The organism is Flavobacterium sp. (assembly GCF_965657075.1).
Taxonomy (GTDB): Bacteria; Bacteroidota; Bacteroidia; order Flavobacteriales; family Flavobacteriaceae; genus Flavobacterium.
The window spans coordinates 19011-36338 of record NZ_CBFHMV010000004.1 but is presented as its reverse complement, the minus strand read 5'-3'; the positions used below and the strand labels follow the sequence as shown (position 1 = coordinate 36338).

18 protein-coding genes and 1 tRNA gene are annotated in these 17328 nt (G+C 31.9%); 11 read left to right on the top strand and 8 right to left on the bottom strand.

Annotated features, from left to right (window positions below; translation table 11 throughout):
• The first annotated feature begins 6 nt into the window (after positions 1–6).
• The 11 genes from ACTF56_RS04095 to ACTF56_RS04045 all read left to right on the top strand — a co-directional run bounded on the left by ACTF56_RS04095 (position 7) and on the right by ACTF56_RS04045 (position 10796).
• Complete coding sequence (locus ACTF56_RS04095; RefSeq protein ID WP_438965642.1) at positions 7–504, top strand: thioredoxin-like domain-containing protein; 498 nt, start codon at positions 7–9, stop codon at positions 502–504.
• 101 nt (positions 505–605) lie between these two features.
• On the top strand, positions 606–1355 hold the full coding sequence (tpiA, locus tag ACTF56_RS04090) for a triose-phosphate isomerase (RefSeq protein ID WP_438965641.1): 750 nt from the start codon (positions 606–608) through the stop codon (positions 1353–1355).
• A 137-nt stretch (positions 1356–1492) separates the two neighbouring features.
• Positions 1493–2884 carry a DUF1800 domain-containing protein gene (locus ACTF56_RS04085; protein WP_438965640.1) on the top strand — a complete coding sequence of 464 codons (1392 nt, stop codon included), beginning with the start codon at positions 1493–1495 and terminating at the stop codon, positions 2882–2884.
• Between the two features lie 18 nt (positions 2885–2902).
• Positions 2903–4069, top strand: a complete 1167-nt coding sequence (locus tag ACTF56_RS04080) for a DUF1501 domain-containing protein (protein WP_438965639.1) — start codon at positions 2903–2905, stop codon at positions 4067–4069.
• Between the two features lie 49 nt (positions 4070–4118).
• Positions 4119–5009, top strand: a complete 891-nt coding sequence (locus ACTF56_RS04075) for an EamA family transporter (RefSeq protein WP_438965638.1) — start codon at positions 4119–4121, stop codon at positions 5007–5009.
• A gap of 41 nt (positions 5010–5050) precedes the next feature.
• Positions 5051–5404, top strand: coding sequence for a DoxX family protein (locus ACTF56_RS04070; protein WP_438965637.1), 354 nt, complete (start codon positions 5051–5053; stop codon positions 5402–5404).
• A 4-nt stretch (positions 5405–5408) separates the two neighbouring features.
• On the top strand, positions 5409–6011 hold the full coding sequence (locus ACTF56_RS04065; protein WP_438965636.1) for an alpha-ketoglutarate-dependent dioxygenase AlkB family protein: 603 nt from the start codon (positions 5409–5411) through the stop codon (positions 6009–6011).
• A 140-nt stretch (positions 6012–6151) separates the two neighbouring features.
• Positions 6152–6433 (top strand): DUF2805 domain-containing protein, encoded by a 282-nt coding sequence (locus ACTF56_RS04060; protein WP_438965635.1) that lies wholly within the window; start codon positions 6152–6154, stop codon positions 6431–6433.
• A gap of 170 nt (positions 6434–6603) precedes the next feature.
• Positions 6604–8463 carry a M61 family metallopeptidase gene (locus ACTF56_RS04055; RefSeq protein WP_438965634.1) on the top strand — a complete coding sequence of 620 codons (1860 nt, stop codon included), beginning with the start codon at positions 6604–6606 and terminating at the stop codon, positions 8461–8463.
• A 158-nt stretch (positions 8464–8621) separates the two neighbouring features.
• Positions 8622–9926: a DUF819 family protein gene (locus ACTF56_RS04050; protein ID WP_438965633.1), complete on the top strand. Its 1305-nt coding sequence runs from the start codon at positions 8622–8624 to the stop codon at positions 9924–9926.
• A gap of 147 nt (positions 9927–10073) precedes the next feature.
• A complete protein-coding gene (locus tag ACTF56_RS04045; RefSeq protein WP_438965632.1) occupies positions 10074–10796 on the top strand; it encodes a DUF4369 domain-containing protein in 723 nt (240 codons plus the stop codon).
• A 146-nt stretch (positions 10797–10942) separates the two neighbouring features.
• On the opposite strand, the gene ACTF56_RS04040 is transcribed toward ACTF56_RS04045, so the two are convergent.
• From ACTF56_RS04040 to ACTF56_RS04005, 8 genes are all read right to left on the bottom strand, one after another.
• Positions 10943–11016, bottom strand: a tRNA-Thr gene (locus tag ACTF56_RS04040).
• Positions 11017–11093: 77 nt separating this feature from the next.
• Positions 11094–11363, bottom strand: coding sequence for a hypothetical protein (locus tag ACTF56_RS04035; RefSeq protein WP_438965631.1), 270 nt, complete (start codon positions 11361–11363; stop codon positions 11094–11096).
• Between the two features lie 57 nt (positions 11364–11420).
• Positions 11421–12383, bottom strand: coding sequence for a type I phosphomannose isomerase catalytic subunit (locus tag ACTF56_RS04030; protein ID WP_438965630.1), 963 nt, complete (start codon positions 12381–12383; stop codon positions 11421–11423).
• A gap of 146 nt (positions 12384–12529) precedes the next feature.
• Positions 12530–12979, bottom strand: coding sequence for a peroxiredoxin (locus ACTF56_RS04025; RefSeq protein ID WP_438965629.1), 450 nt, complete (start codon positions 12977–12979; stop codon positions 12530–12532).
• A gap of 1 nt (position 12980) precedes the next feature.
• Entirely contained in the window at positions 12981–13391 is a 411-nt protein-coding gene (locus ACTF56_RS04020; RefSeq protein WP_438965628.1) for a 6-pyruvoyl trahydropterin synthase family protein, read from the bottom strand.
• Positions 13392–13418: 27 nt separating this feature from the next.
• Entirely contained in the window at positions 13419–13946 is a 528-nt protein-coding gene (gene idi / locus ACTF56_RS04015; protein WP_438965627.1) for an isopentenyl-diphosphate Delta-isomerase, read from the bottom strand.
• Positions 13947–14056: 110 nt separating this feature from the next.
• A complete protein-coding gene (locus tag ACTF56_RS04010; RefSeq protein ID WP_438965626.1) occupies positions 14057–15637 on the bottom strand; it encodes an NADP-dependent glyceraldehyde-3-phosphate dehydrogenase in 1581 nt (526 codons plus the stop codon).
• Between the two features lie 124 nt (positions 15638–15761).
• Positions 15762–17324, bottom strand: a complete 1563-nt coding sequence (locus tag ACTF56_RS04005) for an NAD(P)/FAD-dependent oxidoreductase (RefSeq protein WP_438965625.1) — start codon at positions 17322–17324, stop codon at positions 15762–15764.
• Positions 17325–17328 lie beyond the last annotated feature (4 nt).

Below are 17328 nucleotides of genomic sequence, written 5' to 3'. Positions count from 1 at the left end.
ATAATTATGAAAAAAATACTTTCCTTATTAATTGTAGCTCTAAGCACTTTTTCATGCTCACAAGCACAACAAACTGAATTTAAAGAAGAAGCACTTACCAATACAATGAAAACGGCTGAAAACACAGACATTACTTTTCAAGAGATTCTAAAAAAATACGAAGGAAAAACTATTGTAATTGACGTATGGGCTTCTTGGTGTCCTGATTGCATCAAAGGAATGCCTAAAGTAAAAGAACTTCAAGAAAAATATTCAGACGTTACTTATCTGTTTATTTCTATGGATAAAAATTATGAAGCTTGGACAAAAGGTATCGAAAAATATGACGTTCAAGGAGAACATTACCTAACTTCTGATGGCATGAAAGGTGTTTTCGGAAAATCAATCAAACTGGATTGGATTCCAAGATACATGGTTGTAGATAAAACTGGAAAAATAGCTCTTTTCAAAGTAATTGAAGCGGATGATGATAGGTTGATTAAAACATTAGAAAAGCTAAAATAGATTTTCGGATATTCAGATTTTTACATAATAAAAAACTGACAACTTTTAACAATCAACCCTTTTAACCTTATAAACTTATAAACTTTTAACCATTCTAAAAAATGAGAAAACACATCGTTGCAGGAAATTGGAAAATGCACAAAAACAATCAAGAAACTACAGCTCTTCTTGAAGAAATTATAGCCAAAAAAGAAGCGAATAATACAGAAATTGTTGTCGCTCCAACTTTTGTAAATCTTTTAACCGCAGTTCAAAACACTAAAGGAAAAGGAATTACTGTTGCGGCTCAAAACATGCATCAAGCAGAAGGTGGTGCTTTTACAGGTGAAATTTCAGCGGATATGCTAACTTCAATTGATGTTAAAACTGTAATTCTTGGACATAGTGAAAGACGTGCTTATTTCCATGAAACTGATGCTTTATTGGCCAATAAAGTTGATATAGCTCTAAAACACAATATCCGGGTAATTTTCTGCTTTGGAGAAGAACTAAAAGACAGACAAATTGACAATCATTTCAATGTGGTAGAATATCAATTACGTGATGCTTTATTTCATTTAGAAAAAAGCGATTGGTCCAACATTGTTTTAGCCTACGAACCAGTTTGGGCTATTGGAACAGGTGAAACAGCTTCTCCAGAACAAGCTCAAGAAATGCACAAATTCATTCGTAACTTAATTGACAAAGTGTATGGCCATGAGGTAGCTGATAATGTTTCAATACTTTATGGAGGAAGTGTTAAACCCGATAATGCTAAAGAAATTTTCTCAAAACCTGATGTTGATGGCGGACTAATTGGTGGTGCTGCGCTAAAAGCTGATGATTTCTTGGCGATTGTGAATGGGTTTTAAAAACCTATTCTTAAGAAATTCAACATATAAATTCTCAAAATCCATTACTTAATTGTGATGGATTTTTTTGCATTAAACCTTTTTCAAAAAATTATATCTAATTGCTATAACTTTTCGTTATTCTAAAAAATAGTTTTATGAAAAAAGCATCTCTTTGGTCATTGCGATTGGGGTTTTCCAACCAACAAGCTTCAGAAATTGAAAAATTAGGTCTAGAAAATTTTTTATCGAAATCTTTTGAAACTCCATACGATTCTAAATTACCTGAATTTTTAGAAGACGAACCCAAAACAATAGAAGATTTAAAAGCAACTAGAGATAAAATCAAAAATGCTTCTAAAGAAGAACAAACTGAAATTGTAAAATCGCAAGTCAAAAAATCGATAGAATTAAAAAACTGGTGGATTGATAAAATGCAACATGAAGAGTTTCCTTTGCGTGAAAAAATGGTTTGTTTTTGGCACAATCATTTTGTTTCCACCACCAAAAAAGTAAAAGTCAATTATTGGATTTACCAACACAATATGGTATTGCGAAAAAACGCTTTCGGAAATTTCAAAACACTTACAAAAGAAATCATTAAAACCAATGCAATGGTTCGTTATTTGGATAATGTGGATAACAAAAAAGGAAAACTAAATGAAAATTTAAGTCGTGAATTACTAGAACTTTTTACGTTGGGAATTGGAAATTACACAGAAGATGACATCAAAAATGGAGCAAAAGCATTAGCAGGTTTAAATTTAGGAGAAAACGGAGCTGTTTATAGAAAATTTCAACAAGACAATGAAGCAATTACTTATTTAGGAAAAACAGGAAATTTTAAAGTTGATGATTTAATTGATATCATTTTTGAACAACCAAACATTCCTTTTTTGATCACTCGAAAAATTCTAAAATGGTTTATTTATGATAATCCTTCACAAGAATTAGTAACTTATTACGGAAATTATTTCAAAAAAGTCAACTTCGAAATCCAACCTTTATTAACTAAAATATTTACTGAAGAATATCCTAAAGAAAATGCTGGTTCCAAAATAAAAGATCCATTGACATACATTTTTCAATTGATGCACGAATTGCATCTTGAACAAGAAAACAAGACACTACTCTCATTTTTTCTAACGCAACAAGGAATGGATTTGATGAATCAATCCAATGTAAAAGGTTGGGATGGCGGAAATTCTTGGTTGAGTTCTCAAATTTATTTACAACGAAATAATTTATCGGACTTGTGGTGCAATGGTTTGAATTTAAGTCGAAAAGCATTCAATCAAATGGGAAATGAAAATGCCAGAATAGATACCGAAAAGTTAAACATAAAATTGGATTGGAAAAAAAATGGAACGAACAAAACCGTAATTTCAGAATTATCAAACAGATTACTTTTTCAAGTAAGTGACGAAATGCAATCAGAAATGGAAACCATCTTAAAATATGATTTTGACCCAAAAAGTGAAGGTGCTGAAAATGCCGTTTTGCGTCTTTTCAATTACATAGTAAAAACTCCTGAATACCAATTAATATAATTCCTAAATCAAAGCACTATGAACAGAAGAAACTTTTTAACTCTGACAGGAACTTTTACCGGTGGAACTTTATTACTTCCAAATTTCTTAAATGCTTTTGGCAACTCAAATCAAATCATTACTGGAGAACAATCGGTGGTTTTTATCCAATTAAATGGTGGAAATGATGGTTTAAACACCTTTATTCCGTTTGATAATCCTTTGTATTATGATTTGCGTCCAAATATTGGAATTGCAAAAGACGATATCATTGGAAAAACCAAAGGAATGGGCTTTAATCCAGCGTTGAAAGATTTTGCAACTATACAACAAAACGGACATTTATCTGTAATTCAAAATGTAGGTTATCCAGAACCAAATCGTTCGCATTTTAGAAGTCAGGAAATTTGGCAAACTGCTTCAAATATAAATGAATATTTAAGTGAAGGCTGGTTAGGTAGATATTTAGACATTCATTGTCACGAACATCAACCTACAGCTGGAATTAATTTGGATGCAATAGACAATTTATCGTTGAAAGGAAAACAACCCAATTCTATTACAGTTAAAGATCCAAATCGCTTTAAAGTTCGAAAAGATTCTGATGAAAAACAAACGCTTTCCGACAATCCTCAATTGGATTTTGTTCGAAAAATTGCCAATTCTGTTACTGAAGGTTCCGATGAAATTCAGAAAGCATTGGCGAATTCTAAATCTGAAATTACTTATCCAAAATCGGGTTTATCCAAAAATTTAGAATGGATGGCTCGCTTGATTAAAGGAAATTTAAACTCAAAAGTGTATTACACTTCCTTAAACGGATTTGACACTCATGATAATCAAATCAATTCACATGCTAGAGTTTTAGGCGAATTAAATGATGCTATTTTTAGTTTCTATAACGATTTGAAAGAAGCTAATTTATTGCAAAACATTACCATTGTAGTTTTTTCCGAATTTGGAAGAAGAGTCAAAGACAACGGAAACGGAACTGATCATGGAACAGCAGCACCAATGTTCATTATTGGTGGAAACAACAAAGGAACTATAATTGGAAACAATCCTAATTTAGAAGATTTAGACAATGGCGACTTAAAATACGAAATTGATTTTAGAAGTGTCTACAGTTCGTTATTAGAAAATAAATTAAGTTTTGATCCTAAAAATATCGGAATAAAAAACATTTCCTTAACTGGTTTGTTCTAAAAACTAAATATTAAAAACCTATCTTTGCAGGCTTTTTAAAATTTAGAAAATGTCGAATAACAATATCGTAAAAGGAGTTTTTTTAGTAGGATTAGGTGCCACTAGTTATGGTATGTTAGCGACTTTCGTTAAGCTTGCCTACCAAGAAAATTTCACCACTGCAGAAGTAACTTCTGCGCAATTTATATATGGAATCATTGGAATTTTAATCATCAATTTATTTCAAAAACAACAAACTAAAACTGAAGTTATAAAAGCTTCAAAAAAGAACATTTTTCAATTAATGTTAGCAGGAACATCTTTAGGAATGACAAGTGTTTTTTACTATTTGTGTGTGAAATATATTGATGTTTCTATTGCCATTGTTCTTTTAATGCAAACCGTTTGGATGGGTGTTTTATTGGAATGGTTTATAGATAAAAAAGCGCCTTCAAAGCAAAAAGTCATCTCGGTTTTTGTAGTTTTAATTGGAACTTTATTGGCCACAAACCTACTAAATTCAGAAGTTGCAATTGATTGGAAAGGAATTTTATTTGGAATGTTAGCAGCTGCTTCATTTACCACAACCATGTTTACAGCCAATAAAATAGCTTTAGAAATCTCGTCAGCACAAAGAAGTTTGTACATGCTTTTAGGTGGAGCAATAATCGTAGCTGGATTTGCTTTATTCACGCAAACTACTCTATTCAACTTTGAAATTTTTATGAAATGGGGAATTGTTTTGGCACTTTTTGGAACAATTATCCCCCCAATGTTAATGAACTCTGGTTTTCCTCATACAGGTTTAGGTTTAGGAAGTATTGTTTCATCGTTAGAACTACCAGTTTCTGTTATGATGGCTTATTTCATTTTAAATGAAAGTGTTATTTTATCACAATGGTTTGGTGTTTTACTTATCATTTTTGCTATTGTAATTATGAATATTAAATTTAAAAAATGAAATAATTAAGCGTTTTTGATTAAATTCGTAAAAAACTAATTATGAATTTACCTTGGCATCAATACCTAATGGCTTTAATTTATATTATTGCTGGCTTAAATCATTTTCGAAGTCCAAAACTTTATATTAAAATAATTCCTCCTTACTTTCCAAATCCTTCATTAATCAATAAAGTTAGTGGTATTTTAGAAATTGTATTTGGAGTAATGTTGTTATTTAATTCGGCAGCTCCTGTTGGTGCAGTTGGAATAATTGTGCTTCTTATTGGTTTTTTTGCTACGCATTTTTACATGCTACAAAATGAAAAAGCTAGTTTAAGAATGCCAAAATGGGTTTTAATACTTCGCTTGCCTTTGCAGTTTGTATTAATTTATTGGGCTTATCAATATCTATAAAATCATGCTTAACTTATTTCCACAAGAAAAAATAATTTTAGAATTACCTGATGCTGTTTTTGAGTATTATCCCAATTTCTTTTCTAATGATAAAGCAGAGGAACTCTATAAATTATTATACGAAAAAACACCTTGGCAGCAAGATAACATAACTGTTTTTGGAAAAAATTATTTACAACCTAGACTAACAGCTTTGTATGGTAATGAAGGTAAACCTTATAAATATTCAAACATCATTATGAATCCGCATCCTTGGAATTCAACATTAATGTATATGAAGGATTTGGTTGAAGAAAAAGCAAATCATTCTTTTACCACAGTTTTACTCAATTTATATAGAAACGAAAGAGACAGCAACGGTTGGCATGCAGATAATGAAAAAGAATTAGGTAGAAATCCAATTATAGCTTCTGTAAGTTTGGGTGAAGAACGTACTTTTCAACTGAAACACAACACAATAAAAGATGCAAAACAAAATATAGTATTAAAACACGGCAGTTTAATTTTGATGAAAGAAGGCAGTCAAGTGCATTATAAACATCAAATTCCAAAAGCTACATCAAGCAAAAAACCTAGAATAAATTTAACTTTCAGAGCAATTCTTTAAAAATATTATAAAAAAATACACATTTTGCATATCAATTTTATCAAATTGTTAAAAATAAACATCTCGATAAAAACTTGCACATTTTTTGCTAATATTGTAAGTATTAACCTTAAAATCAACGTGAATTAATTTTCATTAAAATGAAAAAAAGAAAAATTTCAGAATTAGACAATGAAACTTTAGAGAGAATTGTTGCCATGGCTCAAGAAGAAAAAAAACCTTACGAAGTCATAAAAGAAGAATTTGGTATTGTAGAAAATGATGTCAATGAAATTATGAGAAAAAAACTCAATAAAGATAATTTTGAGTTATGGAAAAAGAAAGCTATTGCAAGTAAACCAAAACCAAAACCAATGAAATTTAACACTATTGAAGATGACGATTTGGATGCAAAATATTACATAAAAAATAAATTCGATTAAATTTTAACGCTTGTACTACAAGCGTTTTTTTTTCGCTTAAATGAAAATAACAAAAAAACACTTTTAAAAGTAAAACAAATACTATTTTAAAATTGTAACATTTTTCTCAAAAAATGGACATATAAGCACAATTAATTTTAGCAGTAAAAAACTAAAAAACAAAGCAATAAATGAAAAAAATAATTCTAACGCTTGCACTAGCAAGTTTTTTTATCAGTTGTAAAACAGGTACAAATGCAACTTTAAAATCAGATGTAGAGGTTACAATTGATTTAGTAAATGTAAAAGAGGACAAAGTAATGGTTAGCATTGCAACTCCAACTTTCACCACAGAAACAGCCACTTTTAATATTCCTAAAATTGTTCCTGGAACTTATTCAGATGATGATTATGGAAAATACATTGAAGAGGTAAAAGCCTTTGATGCAAAAGGAAATCCGTTAAGAATTACGAAATTAGACGTAAATTCTTATTCGATTAGCGATGCAACTAAACTTTCAAAAATAACTTATTTAGTTAATGATACTTTTGATATCGAAAAAGGAGGTGGATTTGGCAATAATACCGATGTATTTTCTCCTGCAGGAACAAATATTGATGCCGGAAAAAACTTCATGCTAAACACACACGGATTCGTAGGTTACTTTACAACAAAAGAAGAAACTCCATACAAATTAACGGTAAATCATCCTGCAACTTTGGTAGGAATTTCGGCAATGAATGATTTAGACAAAAGCGAAACTGCTGATGTTTTTATGGCTTCAAAATACGCTACTTTGGTTGAAATGCCAATCATGTATTCAAAACCAGATTTTACTTCATTCATGGTAGATGACATGGAAATCATCATTTCAGTTTATTCTCCAAATGGAAAATATACGGCCAAAGAAATCACTCCATACATGGAAAACATGATGCGTGCTCAAAAGAAATTCTTAGGAAAATTTGATGCAACAAAAAAATATGCGATTTTATTATATCTTTCAAGCATGACTCCAACAGATGCTAAAGGTTTTGGTGCATTGGAGCATCCAACTTCTACAACGGTTGTAATGCCTGAAACTATGGAATTAGAAGCTTTACAAGAGCAATTGAAAGATGTAGTTTCTCACGAATTCTTCCATATTGTTACACCATTAACGGTTCACTCTAACGAAATTCAGTATTTTGACTTCAACAAACCTCAAATGTCGGAACATTTATGGATGTATGAAGGAGTTACCGAATATTTTGCTAATTTATTTCAAGTCAATCAAGGCTTAATTGAAGAAGATGAATTCTATGAAAGAATGTCTGATAAAATTGCACAAGCTGCAAGCATGAATGATAAAATGAGTTTTACAAAAATGAGTAAAAACGTTTTAGAAGCACCTTACAAAGACCAATACATCAATGTGTATCAAAAAGGAGCTTTAATTGCCATGTGTTTGGATATTGAAATTAGAGAGAAAAGCAATGGTCAAAAAGGAATTTTACAACTAATGCAAGATTTATCTAACGAATATGGTACTAAAAAAGCGTTTAAGGATAACGAATTATTTGCAAAAATTACCGAATTAACTTATCCTGAAGTAGGTGCTTTTTTAAACAAATATGTAGCGGGTGAAACGCCAATTCCATACTCTGAATATTTTGCAAAAATGGGTATAACAGAAGCTGAAGTTGAAGTTACAGGAAATCCTTTTTTAATTGGAGGAAATCAACCTATTATTTCTTACAAACAAGATTCCAAAGAGTTTTTCTTCTTACCAGGTATTGAACCAAATGCTTTCATGAAAGAATTAGGCATAAAAAATGAGGACGTAATTTTGGAAGTAAATGGAGTAAAATGCTCTATTGAAAACATCAATCAAATTGTGGGTGGCTCTTTTGGATGGAAAGACGGTGATGCCATTGCCATGAAAATAAAACGAGATGGCAAAGAAATAAACATCGAAGGAAAAACAGTAATGCCAAAAGAAGTGCAAGAAGGTTATAAAGCAACAGACGAAAGTAAAAAAGTAGTTCGTGAAGCTTGGTTAAAAGGTTAATTCTCAATTTTTGTCATTCTGAATTTAATTCAGGACCTAAATAAACTATGATTTCATAATTATTTTAACTTTTGAAATTAATTTTTGAAATTGAAAATCCTCAATTTACATAGTATTTTGAGGATTTTTTGTTTATTTTCGTCACTTAAATAAATCAAATGAGAAACGCACCTTTTTTTACCGATGATACCATAGTTTTTGGAATATTAATGTTTCTTTTAGGTTTTGTATTTTACACTTCCAATAAAGAAGAAGGCTTTTGGAAAAAATTCTACGGTATTGTTCCAGCACTTTTAATGTGTTATTTATTACCAGCTGTTTTAAATTCGCTTAACATCATTTCTCCAGAATGGATAACCATCAATGAAGCTGGTGTAGAAGTAGAAAAGGAGTCAAATATATATTTTATTGCAAGTCGTTATTTATTGCCCGCTGCGCTAGTATTAATGACTTTAAGTATCGATTTAAAAGCTTTGCTGAATTTAGGTCCAAAAGCATTAATCATTTTTTTAGCAGGAACCGTGGGCATCATTTTGGGTGGACCAATTGCTATTTTGCTAATCTCACTAGTTTCTCCAGAAACCGTTGGAGGAGCCGAATTTGATGCTGTTTGGAGAGGACTTTCAACCATTGCAGGAAGTTGGATTGGTGGTGGAGCGAATCAAGCAGCTATGCTGGAAATTTTTAAATACAATTCCAATAAATATGGTGCAATGGTTTTAGTTGATATTGTTGTGGCTAATCTTGGAATGGCATTTTTGTTATATGGTATTGGTAAAAAAGAAGCCATAAACAAATGGTTAAAAGCAGATAATTCTTCAGTGCAAGAATTACAAGATAAAGTTTCAAACTACCAAGAAAGTGTCAAAAGAAATCCTTCCTTAAACGATTACATGATTATTTTAGCCATTGCATTTGGAGCTGTTGCGCTATCTCATTATGGTTCGGGAACTTTGAGTACCTTCTTTAAAAATAATTTTGAAAGTGTAAATGACGTTACAAGTTTTGCTTCTACTTTTGGAGGTGAATTCTTTTGGATGATAACCATTGCAACTATTGTAGGAATCTCATTATCATTCACACCTTTAAAATCTTATGATGGTGCTGGTGCAGGAAAAATCGGAAGTATATTCATTTATATTTTAGTCGCTTCAATTGGTATGAAAATGGATTTAGGTTCAGTGATGGATAATCCTGGATTAATTTTTGTAGGAATAATTTGGATGCTAATTCATTTCATAATCATCTTTGGTGTTGCCAAACTAATTAGAGCTCCTTATTTTTTCATAGCCGTTGGAAGTCAAGCAAATGTTGGTGGTGCTGCATCAGCTCCTGTTGTAGCGACTGCATTTCATCCTTCTTTAGCAAGTGTTGGTGTTTTATTAGCCATTTTTGGATACGTAATAGGAACTTATGGTGCTTTAGCCTGTGCTCTTTTAATGGAAATTGCTGCTCCTAAATAAAAGAGCGATATTGTAAGAAATTTAAAGCATAAGGTTAAAAGGTATGAAGATATCTACTATCTGTTTCAAAATCTCGAAAAATCCAATAGTTGAAAATTCGAAAATCAAAAAAATAAATTACTTTTGAAAAATAAATCAAAAACAACAATGACAAAAAAAATCATTCTATTAGCCTTAATACTTGTGAGTAGTATTGCATGTGATAAAAAAGAAAATGAAGGCAAAAATTTACATCTTACAGGAAATATTGAAGGACTAGGACAAGGAAAACTTTACATTCAAAAAATCAAAGATTCTTCCTTGGTGATTTTGGACAGCATAATCATGAAAGGTGCTTCTAAATTTGAAACTTTTTTACCCATTGAAGAACCAGAAATGTTGTACCTGTTTTTAGATAGAGGGCAAACCAATTCTATTGACAACAACTTACCTTTTTTTGCAGAACCAGGTAAAATGGATATCAACACAACTCTAAAAGCATTTTTTGCAGATGCTAAAATTACCGGAAGTAAAAATCATGATTTGTATGTGGAATATGCTAAAATTAGAAGCCAATTCACCGATAAAAGCATGGAATTAATCCAGAAAGAATTAGAAAACAGAGAAATAAATAGTTTAAAAACTAAAGACAGCATCAAAATCGCTTACGATAAATTATTAAAGAAAAAATACTTATTTGTAGCCAATTTTGCTTCTTCTCATGGAGATAAAGAAATTGCTCCTTATTTAGTGCTTACAGAAATTGCAGACATTAACATGAGATTTTTAGATTCCATAAATGCCAAAATAACTCCAGAAGTGTCTAAATCCAAATATGGAAAAATACTACAAGAATTTGTAGCTGAGAGAAAGAAAATGGAGAAAAAATAAATTATTTAGTTTCAAAAATATAATTTTAATAAAAAAAGGGGAATTTCTTAATGAAGTTCCTCTTTTTTATTTATTAACCGAAAAACAATAATCAAAATTAGTAGAAACAAAAAAGAGGAAAGCTTTCACTTTCCTCTTTACATTTGAGCCGGCGGAGGGACTCGAACCCACGACCTGCTGATTACAAATCAGCTGCTCTAGCCAGCTGAGCTACGCTGGCAACTCAAATTTCGAGTGCAAATATAGGTTTGTATTTTTAATTTCCAAACAAAATTGACACTTTTTTTATTGATTTTTTTAATTTAATTCATTTACTTTTGCAACAAACTGATTAGCAGCCGCTTCGTATTCTGAACGAATTTGTTTGAAATGCGCTTTTTTATTTTCTATGTCTTTTACGTTTGCTTTTGACATTAATCCGTCAAAGGTTTCGTAAATTTCATCTACTAATTTGTCAGAAGCTTCTGTTGGTTTTCCTCCGTTAGTCATTTCCCAAACGTAAACGATGTTTACAATATCTCCTAAAACGTAGTTGATTTCTTTTTTCAAGTTTTTAACGCTTGCCATTTTTTCTTATTTTAAAATTTGATGCAAAATTACACAATATATTTGTCAAACAGCAAATTAAATTGAAATTTCTAATAAAGTAGCAGTTCCATTTAAATAGACTTCATCTAAAACAGCCGGTAACAAAACGGTGTCACCCATTTTAAAATGGCTTACTTCATTGTTAAATTGCAAATCAAAAGTTCCTTCTGTGCACATTAATACCGTAAAAGCTTCTTTAGTCTTTTTCCAGTGATACATTTCCTGTAAAGGAATGATATTGGTTTTAAAATAGTCGCAATGCACCAATTCATTTCTTGTGTTCACTTTTGATTGATAATCTATATATGCTTCAGTTGTGTTGTAATTTAAGGCTTCTAAAGCCATCTCAGTGTGTAATTCTCGTTTATTACCCAAAGCATCTACTCTGTCAAAATCGTAAACCCTGTAAGTAATATCGCTAGTTTGTTGTATTTCCGCAATGACAATTCCTGCTCCAATGGCATGAATGGTACCCGTTTCTAAAAAGAAAACATCTCCAACTTTTACCTCAACTTCATTTAAAATGGAAATTAACTCGTTACGTTCTAAGGCTTTTTTATATTCATCTGGAGTAGAATTTTGTTTAAAACCGACAATTAACCGAGCATTTTCATCGGCTTGCATTACATACCACATTTCGGTTTTTCCAAAGGAATTGTGACGCTTTTTGGCCAATGCATCATTAGGATGCACCTGAATGGATAAATCTTGTTTGGCATCAATAAACTTAAAAAGCAAAGGGAATTCGGTTCCAAATCGTTCTAAAACTTCTGAACCTAAAAATTCTTTAGGATATAATGTTATTAATTCATTAACGTTTTTCCCTTTTAAAACGCCATTATTTACAACACTAACATCATTAGGTACTGTTGACAATTCCCAGCTTTCTCCAATAGTATCGGATGAAATTGACTTATTTAAATACGTTTTTAGCTTTGTTCCACCCCAAATACGTTCTTTTACAATGGGTTCAAAGGTGAAGGGATATAAGGATTTCATTTTACTTGTTTTTAAACATTACAAAGATGCAAAAAGTTTATCAATAGCCCTTGCTGGAATGGCATCCTTTTTTTGAAAAAAAAAGATAGAATGGAAGAAAGGAACTACATGACTAAATAAGCCCAAGCCCTATTGCTCCAAATCAACTACATTTTTTTAATCATTTTTAAAGCATGTTCTATATGTACATTGGCTTTCATACTATCAAAAACAGACACTACTTTTCCTTGTTTATCGATGATGTAAGTAACTCTACCAGGCATAAGTCCAAAAAAATGAGTAGGAACTCCAAAAAGGGTTCTGATTTTTTTTGAACTATCAGATAACAATATAAAAGGTAATTTGTGTTTTTGTGCAAATTTATCGTGAGAAGCCTCACTATCGCCACTAATACCAATTACTTCTGCCCCTAAATCCTGAAAATCTTGGTATTGATCTCTGAAACTGCAAGCTTGAGTGGTACAGCCTGGAGTGTTATCTTTTGGGTAAAAGTAAATCACTAAGGGTTTTCCTAAGTAATTAGAAAGTTCAAAAGAATCGCCTGATTGTGTTTTTGCTTTAAAATTGGGAACAACAGCTCCTTTTGTGATTGCCATTTTAGTTGCCTTTATAAGTTACAAAATTTCGAGGTGTTTCGTATAAAACGACTTCTAAATCATTTTTAGCGTCAATATGTGGTCGCAATTTATTCCAAATTACAACAGCAATATTTTCGGCAGTAGGATTTAGGTCTTTAAAATCTGGAACATCCAAATTTAAATTTTTATGGTCAAAGGCATTTTCAATATGTTCTTTGATTAAATCAGAAAGTATTTTTACATCAACTACAAATCCAGTTTCTTGATCTATTGCTCCAGTTACGCTTACTATTAATTCGTAATTGTGTCCGTGAAAATTAGGATTGTTGCACTTTCCGAAAACAGCGTCGTTTTGTTCCATAGTCCAATCTTTACGATATAATCGGTGTGCTGAATTGAAATGTGCTTTTCTTGAAACGGTTACTCTCATTACAGATGGTAGGTTTTAGGTAATAGGTTAAAGGGTATGACTTTCTAAATAGTGATAAAATTTATCGAAAATGATTTTGAACCAAACGGTGTAAATTTCAGGATGAATTTGCATATCGTTTTTGATGTCTTCAATTTTCATCCATTTCCAACTTTCGACTTCCTCTTTATTGATTTTAGGAGCTTCATTAGAATAACCAATCATCACGTGATCCAGTTCGTGTTCTGTTAAGCCGTTATCAAAAGGAGCTTTGTAGATGAAATGAAAAAGTTCTTTCAGTTCTGTTTTAAAACCCATTTCTTCTTCCAAGCGTCTTTTTCCTGCTTGAATGTTAGATTCACCAGCGCGTTGATGACTACAACAAGTGTTGGTCCATAACAACGGAGAATGGTATTTATGAGAAGCCCGCTGTTGCAACATGACTTCATTTTGATCATTTAATACAAAAACGGAAAAGGCACGATGCAACAAAGCTTGCTCATGAGCCGCCATTTTATCCATCAAACCCAAAGGTTCATCATTGATATCCACTAATATTACTTTCTCTTCAATCATATTTTTTTTATTCCCATCAAAAATACGAAAAAAGTAGCATCTATAAGCTGAAAAATATTTTTAGCAAAAGTTTAACGGCTGTTCAATTATCTGAAATCATTTTAAGAAAGCTATAAAATATAATCTGTATTGATAAAATTAGAAGCTTTACTATTTAACAGTTCTTGTAAAATGGCATTATTGTAATCATTGTCTTTGGATGCAACGAAAGTTCTGATAGAAAAAGAACGCAAGGCATCATGAATACTCAGAGTTCCAACAGCTGAGTCTTTTCTACCTGTAAAAGGATAAACATCTGGTCCACGTTGACAAGAACTGTTTAAATTTACCCTACAAACCAAATTCACCAAAGTATCAATAAGCGGCGCAATAGTTTTAATATCTTTTCCAAACAAACTCACTTGTTGTCCATAATTTGATTCAGCCATATCATTTAAAGGTTCTTGAATGTCTTTGAATGTTAAAACAGGAACTACTGGTCCAAATTGTTCTTCGTGGTAAACACGCATTTCCTTATTTATTGGAAATAAAACTGCTGGAAAGATATAATTTTCGGAATGTTGTCCTCCTTTTTTATTTAGGATTGATGCTCCTTTACCAATTGCATCGTCAATTAATTCTTGAATATAAGCAGGTTTTTCTTTTTCAGGTAAAGGGGTCAATAAAACTCCATTTTCCCAAGGATTTCCATAAGGTAATGCATCAACTTTCTCTGCAAATCGTTTGTTGAATTCAGCAGCAATGGACTCATGAACATAGATGATTTTTAAAGCAGTACATCTTTGACCATTAAAAGACAAAGAGCCTGTTACACATTCTTGAATTGCCAAATCTAAATCAGCATCTGGTAAAACAATCGCTGGGTTTTTAGCTTCTAATCCTAAAATCAAACGCAATCTGTTTTTATTGGGATGTTGGTCTTGTAGTGCAATAGCTGATTTACTATTTCCAATTAGAGCTAAAACAGCAACTTTTCCTGATTTCATAATGGGAGAAGCGACATTTCTACCTCTACCATAAACTATATTGATTACGCCTTTTGGAAAACTACTTTGAAATGCTTTTAATAAAGGTGAAATTAATAATACTCCGTGTTTAGCAGGTTTAAAAATAACCGTATTTCCCATGATGATGGCTGGAATCAACAAAGAAAATGTTTCGTTCAAAGGATAATTATAAGGTCCTAAACACAAAACCACACCAAGCGGTCCACGTCGTACCATAGCATTTACGCCCTGACTTTTAGTAAAACGAGCGTTATCTCGATCTAATTGTTTATAATCTTCAATAGTATCGTAAATATAATCGACGGTTCTATCAAATTCTTTTTCAGAATCTGGAAGTGATTTTCCAATTTCCCACATTAAAAATTTAACTACTTCTTCACGAGTAGCCTTCATTTGTGTTACAAAATCTTGCATGCACTTAATTCTGTCCATCACCTTCATCGTAGGCCACAAACCTTGTCCGTTATCGTATGCTTTAAAAGCAGCATCAGTAGCTTCATCAGCTTCAGTTGCTCCCATGGCCGGAATACTTCCTAAAAGCGTCGGTTGATAAATCTCAGTAGAAGATATAGTAGAGTAAACATCCGTAAAGGTTCCGTTCCATTTTTTTAATTCACCATTGACTAAATAAGTATCTTGACAAAGAGGTTTTGAAATCTGAAATTGTGATGGTATTGTACTCATAATTAAAAAGTTAAATTTCCATAAAAATACAATATATAAAACAAGAACAATCCCTTTTTTGGAAAAGAAATTAACTATATCGTTATAGATTAGTTAAAATAATTTATTTTTAATAAAAAAAGGTTTATTTATTAATTATTTCCGCAATTTTTAAGGCACATTTTTCTCCATCAATGGCTGCAGAAATAATTCCACCAGCATATCCTGCTCCTTCTCCACAAGGATACAATCCTTTAATTTGAACATGTTCTAGTGTAACATTATCTCTTGGAATTCTAACTGGTGACGATGTTCTACTTTCTGGTGCATGCAGAATAGCTTCATTAGTAAAATAACCTTTCATGGATTTTCCAAACTGCACAAAACCCTCACGCATTGTTTGTGTTAAGAAATTTGGAAAAACTTCTCCCAATTCAACTGAAGTCGTCCCAGGAACATAAGAAGTTTTTGGGATAGATGCTGAAACTTTACTTTGAGTAAAATCTATCAAGCGTTGGGCTGGAACTTTTTGAGTTGAACCTGCCAATTGCCATGCTTTTTGTTCTATGGCTTTTTGAAACTCCATTCCTGCTAAAGGACCAAATTTTTTATAAGGATGAAAATCTTCTAATTTTAATTCGACTACAATTCCAGAATTAGCAGTAGCTTGATCTCTTTTGGAAGGCGACCAACCATTAGTAACAACTTCACCAGGACCTGTAGCACAAGGTGCAATTACTCCACCTGGACACATGCAAAACGAATACATACCACGACCTGCCACTTGTTTTACAATAGAATATGGTGCTGGTGGCAAAAATTCGCCTCTAAAATCGCAGGAATATTGGATTTTATCTATCAATTCCTGAGGATGTTCTGCTCTTACGCCCAAAGCAAAAGGTTTGGCTTCAATAAAAATATCTTTTTGATGTAATAATTCGAAAATATCTCTAGCTGAATGTCCCGTTGCAAGAATAACTTTATTCGATTCAATTACAGTACCATCGTGCAAAACAACACCTTGAATCTCATTACTTTTAAGTGTGAAGTCTATGACTCTTTTTTCAAACAAAACTTGTCCACCACAAGCAATAATTTTTTCACGAATATCTTGAATGATTTGTGGTAATTTATTGGTCCCAATATGTGGATGAGCTTCTACTAATATTTCGGGTGTTGCTCCAAATGCGACTAAAAGTTGTAAAATTCTATCCACATCACCGCGTTTTTTACTTCTTGTATAAAGTTTTCCATCCGAATAAGTTCCTGCTCCACCTTCACCAAAACAATAATTGGAATCTTCATTCACAATACCGTCCACATTGATGGCTTTTAAATCTCTTCTTCTGCCTCGAACATCTTTTCCTCTTTCAATCACGACAGGTTTTAACCCTAATTCAATCAATTGTAACGCTGCAAATAATCCGGCTGGACCAGCACCAACCACCACAACTTCTTGTTTGTTGGCAACGTTTGGATAATTGGGCAATTGTATTTCTGTTGCTACAAAATTTTCATTTTGCAAAAAAACCAGTCCTTTTACATTGAATTTAATGGCTTTTTGACGCGCATCAATAGAACGTTTTTGAACCATTACTTTCTGAATATCTTTAGCAGCAATTTGCAATTGTTTAGCAACGGCTTGTTGCAACAAATTTTTGTTAGACGCTACTTCTGGTGCAACTTGAAATTGAAATTCTTTTGGCATATTT